Annotated in this window: 22 protein-coding genes; 12 read left to right on the forward strand and 10 right to left on the reverse strand. The window is 63.1% G+C overall.

Annotated features, from left to right (window positions below; all coding sequences use genetic code 11):
• The first annotated feature begins 132 nt into the window (after nt 1-132).
• From C501_RS12785 to C501_RS0107060, 3 genes are all read left to right on the forward strand, one after another.
• Nucleotides 133-828 carry a DUF4245 domain-containing protein gene (locus tag C501_RS12785; protein ID WP_018134929.1) on the forward strand — a complete coding sequence of 232 codons (696 nt, stop codon included), beginning with the start codon at nt 133-135 and terminating at the stop codon, nt 826-828.
• A 59-nt stretch (nt 829-887) separates the two neighbouring features.
• Nucleotides 888-1,520, forward strand: a complete 633-nt coding sequence (locus tag C501_RS0107055) for a carbonic anhydrase (RefSeq protein WP_026174708.1) — start codon at nt 888-890, stop codon at nt 1,518-1,520.
• 99 nt (nt 1,521-1,619) lie between these two features.
• Nucleotides 1,620-3,062, forward strand: coding sequence for a class II fumarate hydratase (locus tag C501_RS0107060; protein WP_018134931.1), 1,443 nt, complete (start codon nt 1,620-1,622; stop codon nt 3,060-3,062).
• 37 nt (nt 3,063-3,099) lie between these two features.
• Here C501_RS0107060 and C501_RS0107065 read toward each other — a convergent pair whose 3' ends face one another.
• The 4 genes from C501_RS0107065 to uppS all read right to left on the reverse strand — a co-directional run bounded on the left by C501_RS0107065 (nt 3,100) and on the right by uppS (nt 6,646).
• Nucleotides 3,100-3,576 (reverse strand): NUDIX hydrolase, encoded by a 477-nt coding sequence (locus tag C501_RS0107065; protein ID WP_018134932.1) that lies wholly within the window; start codon nt 3,574-3,576, stop codon nt 3,100-3,102.
• A gap of 61 nt (nt 3,577-3,637) precedes the next feature.
• The gene (locus C501_RS0107070; protein WP_169332121.1) at nt 3,638-4,123 is read right to left on the reverse strand and encodes a prepilin peptidase; all 486 of its coding nucleotides are present in this window, start codon (nt 4,121-4,123) and stop codon (nt 3,638-3,640) included.
• A gap of 104 nt (nt 4,124-4,227) precedes the next feature.
• A complete protein-coding gene (gene phoH2, locus C501_RS0107075; protein ID WP_425393275.1) occupies nt 4,228-5,616 on the reverse strand; it encodes an RNA 5'-3' helicase PhoH2 in 1,389 nt (462 codons plus the stop codon).
• Nucleotides 5,617-5,866: 250 nt separating this feature from the next.
• Nucleotides 5,867-6,646 (reverse strand): polyprenyl diphosphate synthase, encoded by a 780-nt coding sequence (gene uppS, locus C501_RS0107080; protein ID WP_018134935.1) that lies wholly within the window; start codon nt 6,644-6,646, stop codon nt 5,867-5,869.
• Nucleotides 6,647-6,810: 164 nt separating this feature from the next.
• On the opposite strand from uppS, the gene trhA reads away from it, so the two are divergent.
• The gene (gene trhA, locus C501_RS0107085; protein ID WP_083906567.1) at nt 6,811-7,512 is read left to right on the forward strand and encodes a PAQR family membrane homeostasis protein TrhA; all 702 of its coding nucleotides are present in this window, start codon (nt 6,811-6,813) and stop codon (nt 7,510-7,512) included.
• A gap of 20 nt (nt 7,513-7,532) precedes the next feature.
• Here the strand turns inward: trhA and C501_RS0107090 are convergent, their stop codons facing one another.
• Both C501_RS0107090 and mca read right to left on the reverse strand, forming a co-directional pair.
• Nucleotides 7,533-7,859 (reverse strand): hypothetical protein, encoded by a 327-nt coding sequence (locus C501_RS0107090; RefSeq protein ID WP_018134937.1) that lies wholly within the window; start codon nt 7,857-7,859, stop codon nt 7,533-7,535.
• A 66-nt stretch (nt 7,860-7,925) separates the two neighbouring features.
• A complete protein-coding gene (gene mca, locus C501_RS0107095) occupies nt 7,926-8,861 on the reverse strand; it encodes a mycothiol conjugate amidase Mca (protein ID WP_018134938.1) in 936 nt (311 codons plus the stop codon).
• 230 nt (nt 8,862-9,091) lie between these two features.
• Between mca and C501_RS0107100 the strand changes: the two genes are divergently transcribed.
• The gene (locus C501_RS0107100) at nt 9,092-9,565 is read left to right on the forward strand and encodes a DUF4307 domain-containing protein (protein WP_083906568.1); all 474 of its coding nucleotides are present in this window, start codon (nt 9,092-9,094) and stop codon (nt 9,563-9,565) included.
• Nucleotides 9,566-9,786: 221 nt separating this feature from the next.
• The gene (gene greA, locus C501_RS0107105; RefSeq protein ID WP_018134940.1) at nt 9,787-10,278 is read left to right on the forward strand and encodes a transcription elongation factor GreA; all 492 of its coding nucleotides are present in this window, start codon (nt 9,787-9,789) and stop codon (nt 10,276-10,278) included.
• Between the two features lie 145 nt (nt 10,279-10,423).
• Here greA and ilvA read toward each other — a convergent pair whose 3' ends face one another.
• Together ilvA and C501_RS0107115 are read right to left on the reverse strand one after the other, a co-directional pair.
• Nucleotides 10,424-11,710 (reverse strand): threonine ammonia-lyase, encoded by a 1,287-nt coding sequence (ilvA, locus tag C501_RS0107110; RefSeq protein WP_018134941.1) that lies wholly within the window; start codon nt 11,708-11,710, stop codon nt 10,424-10,426.
• Nucleotides 11,711-11,883: 173 nt separating this feature from the next.
• Nucleotides 11,884-12,819, reverse strand: coding sequence for an aldose 1-epimerase family protein (locus C501_RS0107115; RefSeq protein ID WP_018134942.1), 936 nt, complete (start codon nt 12,817-12,819; stop codon nt 11,884-11,886).
• Nucleotides 12,820-12,930: 111 nt separating this feature from the next.
• On the opposite strand from C501_RS0107115, the gene C501_RS0107120 reads away from it, so the two are divergent.
• From C501_RS0107120 to galK, 3 genes are read left to right on the forward strand one after another with little or no spacing between them, the layout of a single operon-like run.
• Nucleotides 12,931-13,797, forward strand: a complete 867-nt coding sequence (locus C501_RS0107120; protein WP_018134943.1) for a DeoR/GlpR family DNA-binding transcription regulator — start codon at nt 12,931-12,933, stop codon at nt 13,795-13,797.
• Nucleotides 13,797-15,005 (forward strand): galactose-1-phosphate uridylyltransferase, encoded by a 1,209-nt coding sequence (gene galT, locus C501_RS0107125; protein ID WP_018134944.1) that lies wholly within the window; start codon nt 13,797-13,799, stop codon nt 15,003-15,005. The genes C501_RS0107120 and galT overlap by 1 nt, the downstream gene beginning before the upstream one ends.
• The gene (gene galK, locus C501_RS0107130) at nt 15,002-16,147 is read left to right on the forward strand and encodes a galactokinase (protein ID WP_018134945.1); all 1,146 of its coding nucleotides are present in this window, start codon (nt 15,002-15,004) and stop codon (nt 16,145-16,147) included. The genes galT and galK overlap by 4 nt, the downstream gene beginning before the upstream one ends.
• Nucleotides 16,148-16,256: 109 nt before the next feature.
• On the opposite strand, the gene C501_RS0107135 is transcribed toward galK, so the two are convergent.
• Nucleotides 16,257-17,093: a Bax inhibitor-1/YccA family protein gene (locus C501_RS0107135; protein WP_018134946.1), complete on the reverse strand. Its 837-nt coding sequence runs from the start codon at nt 17,091-17,093 to the stop codon at nt 16,257-16,259.
• A 248-nt stretch (nt 17,094-17,341) separates the two neighbouring features.
• On the opposite strand from C501_RS0107135, the gene C501_RS0107140 reads away from it, so the two are divergent.
• The 3 genes from C501_RS0107140 to C501_RS0107150 all read left to right on the forward strand — a co-directional run bounded on the left by C501_RS0107140 (nt 17,342) and on the right by C501_RS0107150 (nt 20,361).
• Nucleotides 17,342-18,748, forward strand: coding sequence for an OFA family MFS transporter (locus C501_RS0107140; protein ID WP_043568516.1), 1,407 nt, complete (start codon nt 17,342-17,344; stop codon nt 18,746-18,748).
• Nucleotides 18,745-18,894: an MFS transporter small subunit gene (locus tag C501_RS14430; protein ID WP_018134948.1), complete on the forward strand. Its 150-nt coding sequence runs from the start codon at nt 18,745-18,747 to the stop codon at nt 18,892-18,894. The genes C501_RS0107140 and C501_RS14430 overlap by 4 nt, the downstream gene beginning before the upstream one ends.
• Before the next feature lie 66 nt (nt 18,895-18,960).
• Nucleotides 18,961-20,361 carry a GntP family permease gene (locus C501_RS0107150; protein ID WP_018134949.1) on the forward strand — a complete coding sequence of 467 codons (1,401 nt, stop codon included), beginning with the start codon at nt 18,961-18,963 and terminating at the stop codon, nt 20,359-20,361.
• 386 nt (nt 20,362-20,747) lie between these two features.
• On the opposite strand, the gene C501_RS0107155 is transcribed toward C501_RS0107150, so the two are convergent.
• On the reverse strand, nt 20,748-20,977 hold a 230-nt coding region (locus C501_RS0107155), incomplete at its 5' end, for an integrase core domain-containing protein (protein WP_018134950.1).

Raw genomic sequence — 20,977 nt, forward strand, 5'->3', positions numbered from 1 at the left:
TCGAGTCATCTCCTGTTTTTCATTTTCCAGTTTTCCTTATATTTTCCGGCTTCCCCGCGCACTGAGCCGATCATCCGAGCTCCTGACAGGCTCAAGGTGCGCAAGCCCAGCCAAGTACGGGATCATGGTGGTATGAGCCAGGAACCCGGGGCTGATCAGGCCCCTGAAAGCGATGCAGCACCATCAGAAGCCCTCCCGCAGATCAAAGCAGCATCGGCCAAACGCGCCAATGCCACGGTCATGGGGATGCTCATCGCTACCGGTATCACCCTGGGACTGGCTATACTCTTACCGCTGTTGAGCCCGCTTCCTTCCGGATCCCAGATCCGGCCTACCGTGGATGCTCAGGAAATCGCAGGCCAGGCTCAGGACGCTGCGGGATTCCGCACCCTGGCACCACTGCCGGAAGGGTGGAGCGTCAATTACGCCCGTTGGAACGGAGCGGGCAGCGATGGCGTTGCTTCCTGGGAGATCGGGTACACGACGGCTGATCAGCGCTTCGCCACGCTCGTCCAGACCGCCCAGCCGAACCCGACCTGGCTCGCCACTCGTACTGATGCTGCCCCGGAAACCGGGGATCGGGAGTTCGCCGGTGCTAACTGGAACGTACGGGATAAAGTCGGTACCGCGACATCCTGGGTGGGCGCGTTGCCGGACAGCACCGTGGTTCTGCGCGTTGAAGTGCCCCAAGACGCCCCCAAGCAGAGCTCAAACGCCAATTTCGCCGCCCTGGAAACCCTTGCAGCCGCGGTGCAGCAAAAAAATTCAGCTCCCACTACCCCAGCCGCATCACCAGCAGAGCCAGAAGAAACCGGAGTCGCCCAATGACCTCCCAGTTACCCCCAGACTCACCCGCAGAGCCGACCCCCGGCTCCGCCGCCCAGCCCATGGCCCCCCGACTCAGCCCCGCTCAGGCCTGGGAGCGGCTATCCGCAGGCAACCAGCGCTTTATCCAGGGCATCTCAGACCATCCTCATCAGGATGCTCTCCGACGAGAATCTTTGGTTGCCGCACAGCATCCTTTCGCGGTGGTCTTCGGCTGCTCGGATTCCCGGCTCGCCGCTGAAATCATCTTCGATCTGGGTCTCGGCGATGTTTTCGTGGTGCGCACCGCAGGTCAGGTGATCGACCTCGCGGTCCTCGGCTCCCTCGAATACAGCGTGGCACAGTTGGGCGTGCCGCTGATCGTAGTCCTGGGACACGATCACTGCGGGGCGGTGACGGCGACAACGGAAGCTATCGACTCCGGGCAGATGCCGCCTGGCTTCCTGCGGAACCTCGTGGAACGGATCACCCCCTCGGTGCTCGCCTCGCAACGCGAGGGCGGCCAGAGCGTCAACGATCATATGGTCGAGCACATCAAGCAGACCGCGGGCCGGCTCGTGGAGAGCTCCCCGGTGATCGCGCAAGCAGTCGCGGCGGAAGAACTCGCGGTGATCGGCCTCGCCTACCACTTAGAAGAAGGGCGAGCCGAACTGGTCAACAGCATCGGTAACGCGATCACCTCACCATCGGTATAGCTGCTGGAGGCTTCCCTCATCTGTGCGGCACCGGGGGAAGACCATCAATACCCAATACCCCGGTTTCATTGTCTTTGCCGTCCTCGATATTCTGGAGCCATGACTGAGACGTCCGCTGCTTCCGGTACCGCAGAAGCCCAGAAATACCGTATTGAACACGACACGATGGGGGAGGTCCGGGTTCCGGCTAACGCCCTCTACGGCGCGCAGACCCAGCGCGCAGTGGAAAACTTCCCAATCTCTGGAGCAACTCTGGAACGGGCCCATATCGAGGCCCTGGCCCGGATTAAAAAAGCTGCCGCACTCGCCAATGCTGAACTGGGTGTGCTCGATGCAGAGCGAGCCCAGGCGATCGCCGCCGCGGCGGATCAGGTGATCGGCGGAGACTACGACGGGGACTTCCCAGTGGATGTCTTCCAGACCGGCTCGGGCACCTCCTCGAATATGAACACCAACGAGGTGCTCGCGGAACTGGCCAACCGCACCCTTGCCGCCGAGGGTAGCGAAACCCGGGTGCACCCCAACGACCACGTCAACGCCTCGCAGTCCTCTAATGACGTCTTCCCCACCTCGGTGCATGTCGCGGCCACTTCAGCGCTACTGAACACGCTGGTGCCTTCACTCGGCTACCTGGCGGAGTCCCTGGAGCGCAAAGCAGAGGAATTCGCCACCGTGGTCAAATCCGGCCGCACCCACCTGATGGATGCCACCCCGGTGACCCTGGGCCAGGAATTCGGCGGCTATGCCGCGCAGGTGCGCTACGGCATCGAACGGGTTGAAAGCTCACTGCCCCGCGTCGCAGAGGTACCCTTGGGCGGCACAGCCGTGGGCACCGGGATCAACACCCCTGCGGGTTTCCCGCAGCGGGTGATCCAACTCCTGGCCCAGGACACCGAGCTGCCACTCACCGAAGCCCGGGATCACTTCGAAGCGCAAGCTAACCGGGACGGGCTGATCGAAGCCTCCGGCCAGCTGCGGACGATCGCCTATTCGCTCATGAAGATCAACAATGATCTGCGCTGGATGGGATCGGGGCCGAACACTGGCCTGGCCGAGATCGCCATCCCGGATCTGCAGCCGGGTTCTTCGATCATGCCGGGCAAGGTCAATCCGGTGATCTGCGAGGCCTCGATCATGGCCTGCGCTCAAGTCATCGGCAACGACACCACCATCGCGCTCTCCTCGACGAATGGAGCCTTCGAGCTCAACGTCGGGATCCCGGTGATGGCTGCGAACCTGCTCCAGTCGATCCGTCTGCTGAGCAATATTTCCCGAGTCATGGCGGATAAGATGATCGACGGGCTCACCGCAAATGTTGACCGAGCAAGGTTCCTGGCCGAAGCCTCCCCCTCTGTGGTCACCCCGCTGAACAAGTTCATCGGCTATGAGAACGCCGCGAAGATCGCCAAAAAAGCCGTTGCCGAAGGGCTGACCGTGCGTGAGGCCACGCTGGCTCTGGGATTCGTGGAGCGCGGTGAACTGACCGAAAAGCAGCTCGATGCGGCCTTGGACGTGCTCTCCATGACCAGACCGCCCCAGTAATACCTTTTGCTGCCGGTTTCTGGCAGTTTCTAATCGGCTAAACCGGCTTGACGAACTCCGTGGGCTGCGGCTCAGCACGTGCCGCTGCGATGGCCTGCCGATGGCCGGGGTTGAGTTCCGGAAGTCGCTGGGGGTGGCACCATGCCACTTCCAGCGACTCATCGTCATTTACCCGCGCGGTTCCTGCTCGGTAGCGGCACAGAAAACTCAGGTTGAGGAAAGTGCACACATCCCCGTTAGGAAAGGTGATCGGGCCGACCACACCGGTGGAGAGCAGGCGTTCGACCTCGACCTGCACTCCGGTCTCCTCGAAGACCTCCCGGGCCAGGCCCACAGCGGGCTCCTCACCCGGATCCAGGATGCCGGTGACGAGCGCCCATCGGCCATTATCCGAACGACGCACCAAGAGCACTTCTCCAGCTTCGTTGAGCACAACTGCCGCGACCCCGGGCAACCACAGCAGATCATTGCCAACTTTTTCGCGCAAACGGATGATGAACTCTGGTACAGGCATGACTTCAGTCTGTCATGACCCTCCGGTGGGGCGAGACCACCGGGGCTGGCGCTGGAGGCGATCATGGCACGAGCAGCAGTGGTCCCGCTGCACCCGCGAACATAAAAGGCGCGAAGGGCAGCTCAGTGCAAGGGCCGTCCCGGGCCAGGAACCACGCACCTAAAGCACCTCCGGCGACAAAACCTACGGCGATATCGATCAGCACCTGTTCCCAGCCCAGATAACCCAGATAGCTCCCGAGCACCGCTGCCAGTTTCACGTCGCCAAGCCCCAGCCCGGAAGGTGAGATCAGATGCAGCACCGCGTAAAGCCCAGAACAGCCCCCCGCAGCGAGCAGCACCCGGCCCCAGATCGCGATACCGGGCCCTAGCGCAGATGCCAGCGCTAAGAGCAGCAGCACTCCCGCGAGCGAAGGTAGGACGATCCGGTCGGGGAGCAACCGGCATCGGATATCGATCACGCTGAGCCAGAGCGCCAGTACCGGGAAGTAGAGCGCAACAACCAGAAGCGGCAGCACCCCGTAGGATCCGCTCTCCACAAGCTGCATGATGCGATCCGGCATACTGGAGCATAAGCCGGGTATCCGGGATCCTGGCCGCAGCGTGAGCTGGATGTGGGTAACAGCAGCTCAGATCAGATCAACAACTCAGGTCAGATCTCAGCGCCCTCCAGCAGCTCAGTCACCAGAGCGGCGATCGGCGACCGCTCGGAACGGGTCAGGGTGATGTGCCCGAAAAGCGGATGCCCCTTGAGCGTCTCCACGACCGCTGCGATACCGTCGTGCCGGCCTACCCTGAGGTTATCACGCTGCGCGACATCGTGGGTGAGGACGATCTTCGAGTTCTGGCCTATCCTGCTCATCACTGTGAGTAGGACGTTCTTCTCGAGCGACTGCGCCTCGTCCACGATGACGAAAGCGTCGTGCAGGGAGCGACCACGGATATGCGTCAACGGCAGCACCTCGAGCATGCCCCGGTCCATAACCTCTTCGACCACCTCCGGGGAGACCAGCGCGCCGAGCGTATCGAAAACCGCCTGCGCCCAAGGGTTCATCTTCTCCTGCTCGGTGCCGGGAAGGTAACCCAGCTCCTGGCCGCCCACCGCGAAGAGCGGGCGGAAGACGACAACCTTGCGGTGCTCCTGACGTTCCAGCACCGCTTCCAAGCCGGCGCAGAGCGCCAAGGCGGATTTACCGGTGCCGGCGCGCCCGCCCAGGGAGACGATGCCGACCTCCGGGTCCATCAGCAGATCTATCGCCAACCGCTGCTCTGCGGAACGGCCGTGCAGGCCGAAGACATCCCGATCTCCCCGGACCAGGCGAACCTGTTGATCGGCCCCAACCCGGCCGAGCGCCGACCCGCGGTTGGAGTGCAGCACCAGCCCCGTATTGACCGGCATCTGCGCGGCCTCTGGGATGAACACCGGCTCTGGGGTGTAGAGAGTGTTGACCGCCTCATCTGCGACATCCAATTCGATGACCCCGGTCCAGCCGGAATCCGCGACGAGCTCATTGCGGTACTCCTCAGCCGGCAGCCCCATGGCTGAGGCTTTGACCCGCATCGGCAGGTCCTTGGAGACGACGGTGACCTCTTGGCCTTCGTCGGAGAGGTTTTTGGCGACCGCCAGGATCCTGGCGTCGTTATCACCGCTGCGGAATCCGGCGGGCAGGACGTCCGGAGAGATGTGGTTGAGCTCGACCCGGAGCGTGCCGCCCTCTTCGCCTATCGGAATCGACTGGCTCAAGCCGCCGTGCTCGATGCGCAGATCGTCCAGCAGGCGCAGCGCCTTACGCGCGAAATAACCGAGTTCCGGATCATGCCGCTTCGCTTCCAGCTCCCCGATGACCACGATCGGCACGATCACCTCATGCTCCGCAAAGCGCAGGAGCGCGCGTGGGTCGGAAAGCAGCACCGAGGTATCCAGAACATAGGACTTGGTCCCCGTCAGGGCTGCTGCCGCAGCTTCTGCGGATCTCGATTGCTGCGGCGTACCGCGCTTCTTGGGCTCGGCTGCGGAAGTGATTTTCTCAGTCAGTGCCACGAGACTCCAGACCCCGGGCAGCGCCCGGTCAGTGAGAGATTCATTGATAGACGCGGGGAGGAGCAGCGCAGACCGGAAATGCTGCAGGTCCGGCGCGAAAGCCGCTCCATGAACGCTCCTCCCGATCAGAACGAGGGTCAGGTTCTGATGAGACAAAATGTACGCTGGACTCGTTCAAAATCCGAGCCCCCACCGGCGCGTGTCCGGCAACGCCCTGGTGAACACCCGGTTAACCAGCCCGGAATCAGCGCTAGTTGCCGAAGCGCCGGTGCCGCCCGGCATAATCCCGAAGCGCGCGGAGGAAGTCCACTTTGCGGAAAGCGGGCCAGAGGACTTCGCAGAAGTACATTTCGCTATAAGCCCCCTGCCAGAGCAGGAAGCCGGAGAGCCGCTGCTCGCCCGAAGTCCGGATGAACAGATCAGGATCGGGTTGACCGGAGGTGTAGAGATAGCGGGAAATATCTTCGACATCGAGGCGCTCGGCCAGGTACTGCAAGTCCTCGCCATGGGCCGCTGCCTCGCGCAGCCTACCCCGCACTGCATCGACGATCTCCCGACGCCCGCCGTAGCCGACGGCGAGGTTGATATGCAGTTTCTCCGGCCCGGTGCCGGTGGCCTCGACTGAGGCTTGCTGAGTGAGCCTGACCAGCCGGTTCGCCAGGTAATCCGGCAGCAGCTCCGGGGCGCCCATCGCGCTGACGCTGATCGATCCGTCCGCCTCCAGCCGATCCATAAGCGTAGCGATAATCCCCAGCAGCACGTCCAGCTCTTCTTTGGAGCGGTTGATGTTCTCCGTGGACAGCATGTAGATGGTTACGGTGCGGATACCGAATTCCTGGCACCAGCTCAGCAGTTCGATGATCTTCTCCAACCCGGCTCGGTGACCGTGCCCGGTGGAGGCATTGAACTGCTTGGCCCAACGTCGGTTGCCATCGACAACCATGGCGACATGGCCCGGGATCGGCTGGCCGCGCAGCTCTTTGGCGAGCCGACGCTCGTAATAACCGTAGAGCAGACGCGGCATGGTCATTCCCCCTCCGGCCTCCTGCTCTTCAACTCGCTGTGCTTTTGCCTTTACCCGAGGTCAGGAAGATTCCTGAACAGTTTCTCCTAGCCTACTCGCCAGCTACGGAAAAGCTCATGCCCACAAGTTACCGATAAGTAACTTACTGATTCGTAAGTTATCCTGGAAGTATGAGCTCAAGTCGCAGTGATACCTCTGTGCTTAATTCTGCTGATCCCACTGGTTCCCCAGCCCCGTTCCCGGAGGTCAAACCGAGCTGGCGAGGCTGGATCCATCTGGGCGCGACCCCGTTGGCACTGGCCGCCGGGATCGTCCTGGTGAGCCTGGCCCCCAGTCCGGAAGCGAAGCTGAGCTCCGCGGTCTACGCGATCACCGGGCTGCTCCTGTTCGCCACCAGCGCGGTGTACCACCGGGGCAATTGGTCGCCACGAGTCAAGTCAGTGCTCAAGCGACTCGACCACACCAACATCATGCTCGTGATCGCAGGCACCTACACCCCCCTTGCGGTGATGCTTCTCCCCCACGACAAATCCAGGCTGCTGCTGTGGTTGATCTGGGGCGGGGCTATCGCCGGGGTCGCCTTCCGCGTGCTCTGGGTCAATGCACCACGATGGCTCTATGTACCGATCTACTGCGCGTTGGGATTAGCGTCCCTGTTCTTCATCCCGGACTTCTTCACAGCGAGCGTTCCCGCTGCGGTGCTGATCTGCGTCGGCGGGGCGTTCTACATCGCCGGAGCGGTTTTCTACGGCATCAAAAGACCCAACTTCAGTCGCTCGCACTTCGGCTTCCACGAGTTCTTCCACGCCTTCACCGTGGCCGGTTTCACCTGCCACTTCATCGCGGTGATGTTCGCGGTGTTCCTGCACTGAGCTACTGCTGAAGGCTGGGCTCAGCGATCCTGTGGACCTTTGTCAGCATCCGCATCAGTACCCGCAGCCGGGGCTTCAGGCAGATCTGCAGGGTACTCATTCCGCGCTTCCGGCTCCGGGCTTTCCGCGTTCTCCGCGGCGGTGCGTTCGGCCACCTGCGCCCGGTAACGGACCCGGCGGATCCGGCGGACCATATCGACGATGAGTATCGCTGCGACGACGACGACGCTGAAAGTCAGAACGAAACCCGGAAATCCCGGCCCAATATCAGAGGGCGAGATTTCCGGCATGATCGAGGGGGACTCGCCGGAGGCAAAGATGTCCACCGTCGTGATGAGTTGGAGCATACTGCCATTATCGGGTGTCAGGGCGATGAGGAAGAAATCGCCTTCACTGGGCCTTACGGCGTGGCCCTAGCGAAGGCCCGCGAAGAAATCGTTCTCCGGCAGGGTTGCAGGCACCCGGGACTCGGCGAGAGCGTAGTCTTCCCAAGGCCACACCTTGCGCTGCATCTCGGTAGGAACCGCAAAGAAGAACCCTTCCGGATCCACCTGACTGGCGTGCGCCCGCAACGCCTCGTCACGAACCGGGAAGTAGTCCCCGCAATCGATCTTCGTCGTTACCTGATGCGGCTGCGGCCTCTCGCCATGAACATCTTCGGTGGAATCCTGCTCCGCCATCATCATTGCGATGATCTCCTCGTACGGGGAGTCCATTCCTGCATCGAGCAAGGCCTGGTGCAGCACCTGGAAGCGCTGCTGACTGAAAGCCAGATCGTAGTAGAGCTTGGAAGGCGACCACGGCTCGCCCAGACCCGGGTAGCGCTCGGGGTCACCGGCAGCGTGGAAAGCTTCCACGGCCACCCGGTGCGCCATGATGTGGTCGGGGTGACCATAGCCGCCGTTCTCGTCATAACTGAGGATGACTTGCGGGCGGAATTCCCGAACCAGGCGCACCAGCGGAGCAGCCGCCTGCTCGATCGGCAAAGTGGCGAAAGCCCCATAGGGCAATGGCGGCAGCGGATCGCCCTCCGGCAGCCCGGAGTCCATGAAGCCCAGCCAGCGCTGCTCCACCTCGAGCGCCTGCGCCGCCTTCGCCATCTCCGTCCAGCGCAGACCAGCCATATCCCGTGACGCTCGAGGATCGCCCTCCATGGCCGGATTCTGCACATCGCCGCGCTCACCGCCCGTGCATGTGGCCACCATAACCTTGACCCCTTGTGCCGCATAGGCGGCCATCGTGGCTGCCCCTTTACTGGACTCATCATCCGGGTGGGCGTGCACTGCGAGCAGGCGCAGCCCCTCATGAGCGCTCTCCGGAAGACGCTCCGCGCGGCCATCTGCGTGCATAACTGCCTGCCCCCTCAATCTGCTGATTCAGCCGAGTAACCGGCCCATTGGTGCCCGGCCTGCGCAGGAACGGGCAGGCGAACTAGACTGGAGATTACCCGTTGGCAGAGCAAGAGCCAACCGGGTGCGCAAAATACAGTAAGAACAGCTCAGAACAACACTCAAGACACGACACCACCGAGACGCAGAAACAGCGCACCCCGTGCTGTCCGTCAGACAGGGCCCCTGCAATGCCACTTCCGCCTTCCCCCGACACTGCCGCACCTGAACCGGCAGCGCAGTCCAGAATGGCTGAGCGCTACGGCCAGCAGATCGTGGGGTCCCGGCCGCGCCCGGTCAATCGCCGCCGGCTCCTCTGGTTCGGCAGCTCCGCAGGCCTGCTGACGCTGCTTTTCCTGGGCTGGGTGGCTTTCGGCAAAGGCGCCGGCATCGACTACAACCTCAGCTCTTTCGCCGTCACTGATGCCACTGAGACCGTGCTCCGCTTCACCCTGACCAAAGCCCCGGACCAGGCTGTTCGCTGCGAGCTCCGGGCCGTGGACAGCGGTTCCGGAATCGTCGGCTGGAAGGTCGTCGACATAGCGGCGGAACCCCAGGATTCGGCGGATAGCGGCTCTTCTGCCACGACGAATCACACCTTCTCCTTGCGCACCACTGCGCTATCGGTGAGCGGCCAGGTGGATAGCTGCTGGCTCGTCGACTGAGGAACCGGCAGCTGAGAAAACGGCAGCAGGCCTGCAACCGCTAGAACACGCCGAGGGCGAACGGCCTTGGGTTCTTCCAGAAGCTTGCCTAGAATAAATGGAATATCTGTTTCAACCCCGCTTGGCTGGTTCCAGCTCTGGTAGCTGTCACAGCGGGGTCTTTGCTTGCAGGAGGCGGGCAGGGCAGAGAAGCAGATGCAAGAAACCCAAGGAGAGCCGTCGTGTCTACCCCAAGTGTTCCGACTACCTGGCTGACCCAGGAGGCCTACGATCGACTCAACGCCGAGCTGGAGGAGCTTTCCGGGCCAGGGCGCGTTGAAGTCGTCGAGAAAATCGAACAGGCTCGTTCCGAAGGCGATCTCAAGGAGAACGGCGGCTACCACGCGGCTAAAGAGGAGCAGGGCAAGATCGAGGCCCGGATCCGCCAGCTGACAGAACTGCTGCGGGATGCCCAGGTGGGCGAGGCCCCGGAGGACAACGGCGTAGTCGGCCCCGGGATGCTCATCATCGCCAAGATCGCTGGGGATAAGACGACTTTCCTGCTAGGCAGCCGTGAAATCGCCGAGGACACCGATCTGGATGTCTTCAGCGAGAAGTCGCCCCTGGGCGAGGCGATCCACGGCCACAAAGCCGGCGACAAACTCAGCTACACGGCACCCAACGGCAAAGAGATCAAGGTCGAAATCGTCTCAGCCAAACCGTACACCGGCTGAGCCTGAACTCCGGAACCACTGCTCTCACGGCCTCTGGCCCGAGAACAAGGGCTTTGTGTAGGCGGCATCAAGCGAAGCAGCCGCCGGCAAAGATCCTGTTCTCAGGCCAGAGGCCGTTTTAGTCGTTTCCGGGCACCTGAGACGCTCAGTGGACGACGATGGGCTTGAAGCCTTCGGCGCGGAGATTCCGCAGCACCTGCTCCCAGTGCTCATGGCCTTTGGTCTCCATGTTCACGGTAATCGAGACATCCCCCATATTGATCGCTCCGCCGATCCGGGTGTGATCGACTCCGGTGACATTGGCATCGGATTCGGCAATGATCCGCGAGATCGTCGCTAGTGAGCCAGGACGGTCATCCAGGAGCATCCGGATGGTCAGATACCGCCCGGCGGCGGACAAGCCGCGCTGGATGACTTTGAGCATGAGCATCGGGTCGATATTGCCGCCGGAGAGAATCACCGCGGTGGTGCCCGGATCGAAGTCCTCGGCCTTGAACGCCCCATCCAGTAGAGCAGCAACGCCCACTGCCCCGGCGGGCTCCACTACCATCTTGGACCGTTCCAGAAGGAAGATCAGCGCACGCGCCAGCGAGTCCTCACTGACCGTGAGTACATCATCGACGAGTTCACGGATGATCGAGAAGGGGATCTGGCCGGGCTGACCCACGGCTATGCCATCGGCCATCGTGGAGATACCGGACAGCGGCACGAGTGCATCCGCGGCAAGGGAAGGCGGGTAGGCTGCCGCATTCTCGGCCTGCACCCCGATGACCCGGATCTGCCGCCCCAGCTCCTGCGCTTTGGCCTTGAGCGCCACCGCTACCCCAGCGAGCAGGCCGCCGCCGCCGACGCCCATCAGCACCGTGTCCAGCTGCGGCAGCTGCTCCAGGAGCTCCAGCCCCACAGTCCCCTGCCCCGCGACGACGTCCGCGTTATCGAAGGGGTGGACGAAGATCGCCCCGGTGCGCTCGGCGTGGTTCCGGGCCTCAGCGAGCGCCTCGTCCACGGTGAGCCCGTGCAGCACGACTTCCGCTCCGTGCCCTCGGGTTGCTGCCAATTTCGGCAGAGCCACGCCTAAGGGCATATAGATCCGCGCCTGAATACCCAGTGCTTTGGCCGCTACCGCGACACCTTGGGCGTGATTCCCAGCAGACGCAGCGACCACCCCCTGGGCTCGCGCTTCCGGGCTGAGGCCGGCCATGTGCACATAAGCCCCCCGGACCTTGAAAGACCCCGCGCGCTGCAGATTCTCGCATTTCAGGAAGACTTCGGAACCGATCAGACGTCCCAGCGCCCGGGAACTCTCCACCGGAGTCCGTTCCGCAATCCCAGCGAGCAGCCTTTGGGCCCGGTAAATATCGTCGAGCTGCACGGGGAGCCCGGAGAGGAGTCCGGGAAAACTGGTGCTCACGGTATTCATCTCGCTGCTCATCCCTTCGGTTGGGTCAGTTCTGATCTTCCGGCTCGGCGCGCTGCGGGTGGCTCAATCATTGCTCACGACAGGCCAGCCGCGGAAATCGGCGAGATCTCGGCTGTCATAGAGCAGGGTTGCCGAGTCATCTTCAGCGATTCAGCATCAACGGAGCTTCTTACTTTGAACCGAGTTCAGAGCCGGGCAGCGATGCCCCAGGAAATAGTGAAGGCCGCCCCCGGCTCGACCCATACCAGGCCGTCCCCGCTGTTGAAGGCATTAGCCGGGGCACTCATGGGCTCTATCGCAACGGCACGCTTCCGGCCGGGCAGGCCCTCCGTGATGAAGAGCTGAACATAGGGGCAGCTCTGCGGGTCCTGGCGCAGTGATACTTCGCGGCCATCAGGGGCCTGGAGCGTGCTGTAGACCCAGCCGTCCGAGGCTGGGCTGAGCCCGGTGAAAGCCTGATCCACCTGCATTCCGCGCACTGACACCGGCTGACGGAGATCGGTGTCTCCGCTCACGGGCAGGCTGCGGTATGGAATGAGCAGTTCATCGACCTCCAGCACCGTTTCCGCAGGCACTTGCAGTGTCAGTTCATCCGTGGGGGTCTCCCCCAGACGGAGGTAGGGGTGCGCGCCCAGCGCCGCCGGGGCCGGGCTGGTGGACTCGTTCCGGAGTTCCTGCTGCACAGAAAGCCAGCCTTCGGGGTCTAGCGAGTAGCGCACGAGGTGCAGCAGTTGGAAGGGGTAGCCGTGCTGCGGCCAGATCCGAGCCGCCAGCTCGACGGCATGATCACTCCGGCTGGTGGTCGCGTAGCCGGTATTGCGCAGTAGACCGTGGATCGCGTGGCCTCTGGCCGGCTCGGTGATATCGAGTTGCTGCTCCTCACCGTTCAGCGACCAGCGCGCACCGGCTACCCGGTTGGCCCAGGGAGCCATGACCAGCCCGGAGCCGCCCGGCGCAGGCAGCTGCCCGGGGGCTGCGGGTTCGGTGAGATCAATGCCATCCAGCTGATAGCTCCGCAACGAAGCGCCTAACGGGGAGAGCGCTGCGCGGCCTGGGCCATGGCTCAGCTGGATCTCCTGATAGCCGGAAGCGGTAGCGCCGAAAGAGTCAAAGGCCGTCATCTCTTCACCGTATCCGAGGCCCCCTCCCCTTGCTGGCATTCACTGATCATTTATGTTCGCATATGTTTATTATTGTTTGACTCTGTTTGATTTCAGTGCGAAGCTGGGAGCATGTTGGCAGCGGAACGGCACAAGCTCATTCTTGACGCTTTGCGCATTGCGCCAGCTGTGCGCGTTACCGACCTCGCCAGCGCCTTCAACGTCAGCGAGATGACAGTGCGCCGGGATATCGAGCAGCTGGCCGAGAACCGCCTGCTGCGCAAAGTCCACGGTGGGGCGAGCAGGCTCGGCAGCCCGGGAGCCGAAGAACCCGAGTTCAGCACCAAAGCCGGTATGCATCGTGAAGCCAAGCGGGCCATCGCGGCAGAAGCGCTCTCGCTCATCGAGCCGGGCATGACCATCGCTTTGGGCGCGGGCAGCACGGTGCATCAGCTCGCCCTGCTGCTCAGTGATGTCGGAGATATCAGTGATATCAGTGATGTCAGTAATGTCGGGGACTCCCCCGCGCGGCTCGGTGGACTCACGATCATCACCAACTCCCTACGCGCGGCCGAAGCCCTCGACCGGCCCGGAATCCCGCATACCGTGATTCTCACCGGTGGCGAACGCACGGTATCCCAAGCCCTGGTCGGGCCGCTCGCGGTCACCGCGATCACGGCTCTGCACGCCGATCTGTGCTTCCTCGGGGCGCATGGCGTGCACCCCCGGGGCCTGAGCAGCCCCAATCTGACGGAAGCCCAGACGAACCGCGCCTTCGTTGAGGCCTGCGATCGACTCATCGTACTCGCCGATCACAGTAAATTCGGCACGCATGCCCTGGCCAGTTTCGCTGCCTTGGATCAGGTATCGACCCTCATCACGGACCCACCCGGCCCAGCCGCAGCCTGTCTTGAACCTTACCGGGAGGCCGTGGCCGAGCTTCGCACAGTAGCTCCGATATCGGCTCATTCCGCGCAGGTAGAGGAGGTCGGCACGTGATGAAGCTGCAGCACACCAGCATCGACCTGGCGGACGGCCGGGAGCTGATCTACTTCGACGAAACACCTCGGCCGCACCCGGAACGTGATAAGCGGCCGCTCGATGACCGCCCTTCGGAAAGTGAGGTCCGCTACGACGCCCTGGCCGGGGAGTGGGTGGCGATAGCAGCGCACCGCGGCAACCGCACCTACTTGCCCCCCGCAGATCAGTGTCCGCTCTGCCCCACCCAGCCCGGGCACCCCTCTGAGATCCCCGGCGAGTACGATGTCGCAGTCTTTGAAAACCGCTTCCCCTCCCTCGGCCCGGAACTGGGCGAGCTCCCGGAGCCCCCGAGCAGGCGCGACTCCCCGGTGAGTGGTCCCGGCGGCTGGGGGGTGCGGGCCCCAGGTTACGGCCGTTGCGAGGTGGTCGCCTTCACGAGCGAGCATGAGGGGTCTTTCAGCTCGTTGAGCCAAGGCAGAGCCATGACGGTGCTCGGCGCTCTGGCCCAGCGCACCGAACAGCTAGGCAGGCTGCCCGGCATCCGGCAAGTATTCCCCTTCGAGAACCGGGGCGAGCAGATCGGGGTGACTATGCAGCACCCGCACGGGCAGATCTACGCCTACCCCTATGTCACTCCCCGAGCGGCCGCTATCGCCGAAAGCGCTGAACGCCACTTCAGCAGGACCGGGCGGGTCCTGCTAGCGGATATCCTGAACCAGGAGCGCAGCAGCGGAGAGCGGATGCTGGCCGAGGGGCGGCACTTCAGTGCCTTCGTACCCTTCGCCGCTCGCTGGCCGCTCGAGGCCCATATCGTCCCACACCGGCAAATCAGCGATCTCAGCGAAGTCAGCACGGAAGAGCTCGAAGAACTCTCCGGGCTCGTCTTAGCTCTGCTACGGCGTCTGGACGCACTCTATGACTCGCCCACTCCCTATATTGCGGCGTGGCATCAGGTCCCTTTGAAAGCATCGCTGCGCCAGTCCGGGCGGCTCCATTTCCAGGTCACCTCACCGCGCCGGGCGGCGGATAAGCTCAAGTTCCTCGCCGGAAGCGAAGCAGCCATGGGCGCCTTCATCGTCGATGCCACTCCGGAGCAGATCGCAGCTCAGCTGCGCTCTGTAGAACTAGGCTCCGTAGAACCAGGCTCCGTAGAACCAGTGCGTCCTGCGAGGAACGAGGATTCCGCCCAGCTAGAGAATCTAGAGACTAAGGTAGCGCAGTCATGAACAATGATGCAGGGGTTGCGCACCTGTTCAGCCGGGTCTTTGGCACCCAACCGGAAGGAGTCTGGCAGGCACCGGGCCGGGTGAACCTCATCGGTGAGCACGCCGACTATAACGAAGGCTTCGTCCTTCCCTTCGCGATAGACCGCTCCGCCTCCGTCGCCATTCGGCGGCGCAACGACCAGCGAGTACGGATCGCTTCTTCCTACCCGTTCAGCGAGCCGGTGGAGACCGAGTTGAGCCGGCTTGGCGAAGCCCGCGGCTGGTCGGCGTATATTCTCGGTGCGGCGTGGGCTCTGCGCGAGCAAGGCGCAGAGCTGGACGGCTTCGATCTGTACCTCGATTCCACCGTGCCCAGCGGTGCCGGGCTGTCCTCCTCGGCCGCTCTGGAATCGGCGACCGCCCTGGCCCTCAATGAACTCAGCGGAGCGGGACTCAGCCGTGAAGAACTGGTTCTAATCGGGCAGCGGGCGGAGAACGAGATCGTGGGTGCACCGACGGGCATCCTGGATCAGTCCGCATCGCTGCTGGCCACGGAAGGACATGCCGTGTTCCTGGACTGCCGCAGCCGGGCTTTCGACCCGGTGCCGCTCGATCTGGCGGATGCGGGGCTGGCTTTCCTGGTGATCGACACCAATGTCAGTCATTCTCATGCCGATGGCGGCTATCGGGAGCGCAGGGCCTCCTGCGAGGCCGGAGCGCGGGCCCTCGGCGTACCGGCGCTGCGGGATCTGGGGCCGGAGGATCTTGTCCGGGCCGCTGAGCTCCTGGACGCCGAGACCTTCTGCCGGGTACGTCATGTCGTCACCGAGAACGAACGCGTCTTGCAGACTGTCTCCCTGCTCCGTGCAGCAGGGCCCACCGAGATCGGCTCGCTGCTGAACGAGAGCCACCGCTCTATGCGCGATGATTTCGAGATCTCCTGCCCGGAGCTCGACCTCGCGGTAGCAACGGCGCTCAAGGCCGGGGCTCTGGGCTCTCGGATGACCGGCGGCGGATTCGGTGGTTCGGCGATCGCTCTGACGTCCTGGGATCGAATGGACGGCATCGGCAGCGCGATCCTGCGGGCCTTCGCGGGAGCCGGATTCGCCCGGCCGGACCTCTTCCCGGTACTGCCGGGGCCGGGGGCACATCGGGTGAGCTGAACGGGCTCAGCGGAATCAGCTAAAGGTCAGTTAAAAACGAAAGCCGGAGGCGATGCATCGCCTCCGGCTTTCGTTGAGAAGAAAGCGGATTGGAAGAATCCGCCTGCGTCTAGTTGTCCCCGCGAAGGATCGCGAGCAGACGCAGGATCTCGACGTAGAGCCACACCACGGTCACGGTGAGGCCGAAGGCCGCGGACCAGGAGTACTTCTCCGGCAGGCCGTTCTGCACGCCCTGCTCGATCGAGGTGAAGTCCATGATGAGCGAGAACGCGGCCAGGCCGATCGCGACGATGCCGATGATCACGCCCAAGGGAATACCGGCGATTTCGATACCGCGCATACCCCACGGCGACTCGATGGCACCGAACATGACCAAGCCGAAGTTCAGCAGTGAGAAGATCAGGTAAGCGCCCAGGGCGATCGTGAAGAACTTGACCATCTTCGGCGTGGCTCGGAAATTCCCGAATTTGAAAAGCGCCAGGGTCAGCCCGAAGACCACCGCGGTTCCGAGCACTGCCTGAACGGCAATGCCGGGGAACCTGGATTCCAGGATCATGGTGAGTCCGCCGACGAAGAGGCCCTGAACCGCCGCATACGCGAGGATCAGCGGCTTCGAGGGCTCTTTGCGGAAAGCGTTGACCAGGCCGAGCACCAGGCCTGCGATCGCCGCGGGCAGGGTCACCACCGGGAACATCCAGCCGACAAGGCCGCCGAGGAGTACCAAGCCAAGGCAGGCCAGGGTCTTCATGAGCACATCGTCGTACGTCATCCGCCGCATCTGCCCGTTGGAGGCCGACGGCTGCTGGTACATCTGCTCCAGCTGCTCCTGTGAGTACAGGGGCGGCTGGGTACCCTGCTGCGCATAGCCCTGAGGCGTCATGGCCACCGGCGGCTTGTCGCTGAAGCTCTTGTTATTAGCAAACACCGGGTTTCCACCGAATGCCATGATTTCGTCCTCCAAATTTAGGGTGAGTGATTGATCTATCCTACCAAGCACAACGCTCAAGAAGAATCAGTTGTTCCGCTGGCTCATACGCAACACCACAACTTCGAGGCGCCTGAGGCGCGGAGTTTCACCACGACTGTGAAACACTCATAGCACAGCCGTGCCAAAGGAGCCGCTTAGTGAATTCGAATGCCGTCGGCACCACTGCCGGCCAGCCCGCCAGTTCCGCATCCGCCCCTTGGCCCCAGATCCCCTGGCTAGACCGTGCGCGCACTGTGGCACCACCGGGATTCAACCGCTGGCTGATCCCGCCCGCGGCACTCGCAGTGCACCTGTGCATCGGCCAGGTCTACGCCACAAGCGTCTACAAGACCGCACTGGTTCAGCACTTCAATGTCGGCCAGACCGAGATCGGCGTGATCTTCTCCATCGCCATTGTGATGCTGGGCGTCTCCGCAGCTGTTTTCGGCACCTGGGTGGAACGCGCCGGCCCCCGGAAGGCGATGGCGGTCTCCGCACTGTGCTGGACGGCAGGATTCCTGGTCGGCGCTTTGGGCATCTTCACCAGCCAGCTCTGGCTGGTGTACCTCGGCTACGGGGTGATCGGCGGCATCGGTCTGGGCATCGGCTATATCTCACCCGTTTCGACGCTTATGAAATGGTTCCCGGACCGGCCCGGGATGGCCACCGGCATGGCGATCATGGGGTTCGGCGGTGGCGCACTCGTGGCGAGCCCGCTCTCCAGTACTCTGCTACAAGCCTTTGATCCGACGGATTCAGGAGCAGCGGGCTGGGTGCCCAGCGGCACCGCGGTGGGGCTGCTCTTCATCACCCTGGCGGTGATCTACGCTTTCTACATGTTGCTGGGCGCCCTGATGATCCGGGTTCCCGCTGAGGGCTGGCGGCCTGCGGGCTACAACCCGCCAGCGCAATCCTCCGATGATGCCCCAGGTAAGGGCATGGCCAATGTTTCGGCGAAGAACGCCATCCGCACTCCACAGTTCTGGTTGCTGTGGATCGTGCTGTTCTGCAATGTCACCGCGGGTATCGGCATCCTCGAGCAGGCCTCGCCGATGATCCAGGACTTCTTCCGCAATGCCTCCGGGGATTCGACGGTCTCCGCCGCGGTGGCGGGCGGATTCGTCGGCCTGCTCTCGCTGGGCAATATGCTGGGACGCTTCATCTGGTCCTCCACCTCCGACGTGGTGGGCCGCAAGGGCATCTATGTGCTGTACCTGGGCCTGGGCGCCGTCCTCTACCTGTTGCTGGCCACGGTGGGCAGCTCCACGACCTTGGTCTTCGTGGCTCTGGCACTGGTGATCCTGAGCTTCTACGGCGGTGGCTTCGCCACGATTCCCGCCTATCTGCGGGATCTCTTCGGCACCTACCAGGTGGGGGCGATCCACGGCAGGCTGCTCACTGCCTGGTCTGCCGCCGGAATCGCGGGCCCGCTGATCGTCAACGGCATCCTCGATTCCCGGGGTGCCCCGGGGACCTTGATGGCCGGTGATTACCAGCCCGCGCTGTTTACCATGGTGGCACTGCTGGTTCTGGGCCTGGTGGCCAATCTGCTGGTTCGCCCGGTGTCCGCGAAATACCACGAGCCGAAGTCCCGGGCGGAAGCCGGGGCGACCTCGAAGGGAGAAGCACGATGAATGCCGCGGAAGCCCGCCCGGACAATGGTACCGGTACCCCCTCAGGTTTCTCCTGGCGCGCAGCACTGGCCTGGATCGTCGTCGGGGTGCCACTGCTCTACGGCGTTCTGCAGACCCTGGTCAAGGTCACCGCACTGTTTCAGTGAGGCTGTTCCAGTGAAGCTTCTGCTGAGCCTTTTTCACTGCACCCGGCCCGGCAGTAGCATCGACAGGTGACGATCGACGGTTGGACACCCACCCTGGGCGCGGGCCCGCTGCTCCTCATCGCTGCCGGTGCGGTGGCTCTTCTGCTGCTGCTCATCATCCGCTGGCGGGTGCACGCCTTCATCGCGCTGATCATCGTCAGTCTGCTCACCGCCGTGGTCTCTGGGATACCGCTGGGCTCTGTGGTGCCGGTGCTCTACGACGGCTTCGGCAGAACCCTCGCCTCGGTGGCACTGCTGGTGGGCCTGGGCGCGATGCTCGGCCGGATCGTGGAGATCAGCGGCGGCGCGATGGTGCTGGCAGACCGGCTGATCCGGCTCTTCGGCGAACGGCGCGCACCTTTCGCCCTGGGCGTGGCATCGCTGATCCTCGGATTCCCGATCTTCTTCGATGCCGGGCTCATGGTGATGCTCCCGGTGGTCTTCTCGGTCGCCCGGCGGCTCGGCGGCGGCGTGCTGCGCTACGGACTTCCTGCGGCCGGCGCCTTCTCAGTGATGCATATCTTCGTTCCACCGCATCCGGGCCCGGTGACCGCGTCCGGTTTCTTCGATGCCAATATCGGCATCGTGGTGATCATCGCCCTGGCCGTCGCGGTGCCCACGTGGTACTTGAGCAGCTACCTTTACGGGATCTGGGCGGGCCGGCGGTTCGTGCTGCCTGTTCCGGCGCTGCTCGGCGAAGCGGATCCGGGTGCGGAGGCTCATCCCCCAGCCTTCGGCACCGTACTGGGCGTGCTGATCCTGCCGCTGCTGCTGATCTTCTTGAACACCGGGTTGAGTACTTTGGTGGCTGCCGGAGTGATCGGTGAAGCCAGCACTCAGGAGTGGTGGTATCAGGGCCTGCGCGCTATCGGAGAGACTCCGGTGGCGCTGCTGATCTCGCTTCTTGTCGCGCTCTGGGTGCTCGGCAGGCGTCGCGGCACGGAGCGGAGCGTTCTGGAGAAGGCTCTGGAATCCTCTTTGGGCCCGGTCTGCTCGGTGATTCTGATTACCGGAGCGGGCGGGATGTTCGGCGGGGTGCTGCGCACCAGCGGCATCGGCGGAGCGTTGGAGGACGCACTCGGCGGCCTGGGAATCCATCTCATCCTTGCAGGTTTCCTGATCTCGGCGATTCTGCGCGTGGCCCAGGGCTCAGCGACCGTGGCGCTCACCACGGCTGCCGGGCTGATCTCCCCCGCGGTGGCGGAATCTGCCTACAACCCCGTGCAGCTGGCGGCGCTGGTGATCGCGGTGGCTGCAGGCTCCGTTGTCGCCAGCCATGTCAACGACTCCGGCTTCTGGCTGGTGGGGCGGTTCATGGGCATGGATGTGAAGACCACCTTGCGGACCTGGACCGTGATGGAAACCGCTATCGGCGTGCTGGGCTTCGGTTTCGCGGCCGCGGTATTCGGAGTGGCGTCGCTGCTATAAGTCAGACGGATCAATTCTTCTTATAATTTTCAGGCTGTCAGATACCGCACCATAGCGCCTATAGAAACATCGGAATGACCTCCATGCCGCCAGAGCGGTCAGAGCGGTCAGAGATAATCAGTACATTATTAATGTGATAAATTTCTATATTGATTGGCTATAGGCCGCTAAACTGTCATATTTCTCTAAAAATAACTTCAAGATACTGAGTGATTCCAATAGCCAAACAGAGTGCAGCAGTTTCTGGGTTGACAGCAACGCTCGCTTACTAGGTTTGCAAGACTACAGGAGCCCTCTTCCCTGATGAACAACACTACAAAAAGCCGCTTACAGACGGGCCGCGGGGGTCTGTCCCGGGTTTGGTTGACAGTTGGGGTTTGGGGTGATCAGGCCGCTTTCGCGTCCGTGTAGATCGTCTCAAACTCTACGGGAGTGAGTTTGCCGAGGCCGCGTTGCCGGCGTCTTCGGTTGTACTTCGTTTCGATCCAGGAAACGATCGGGAGGCGGAGGTCAGCGCGAGTGTTCCAGCATCTCGTGTTGAGCACGTTCTTCTGAAGCAGGCTGAAGAAACTCTCCATGCTCGCGTTATCGCCAGCTCCGTAGGACCGGCCCATGG

The organism is Acaricomes phytoseiuli DSM 14247, from assembly GCF_000376245.1.
In the GTDB taxonomy this organism is placed as follows: Bacteria; Actinomycetota; Actinomycetes; order Actinomycetales; family Micrococcaceae; genus Renibacterium; species Renibacterium phytoseiuli.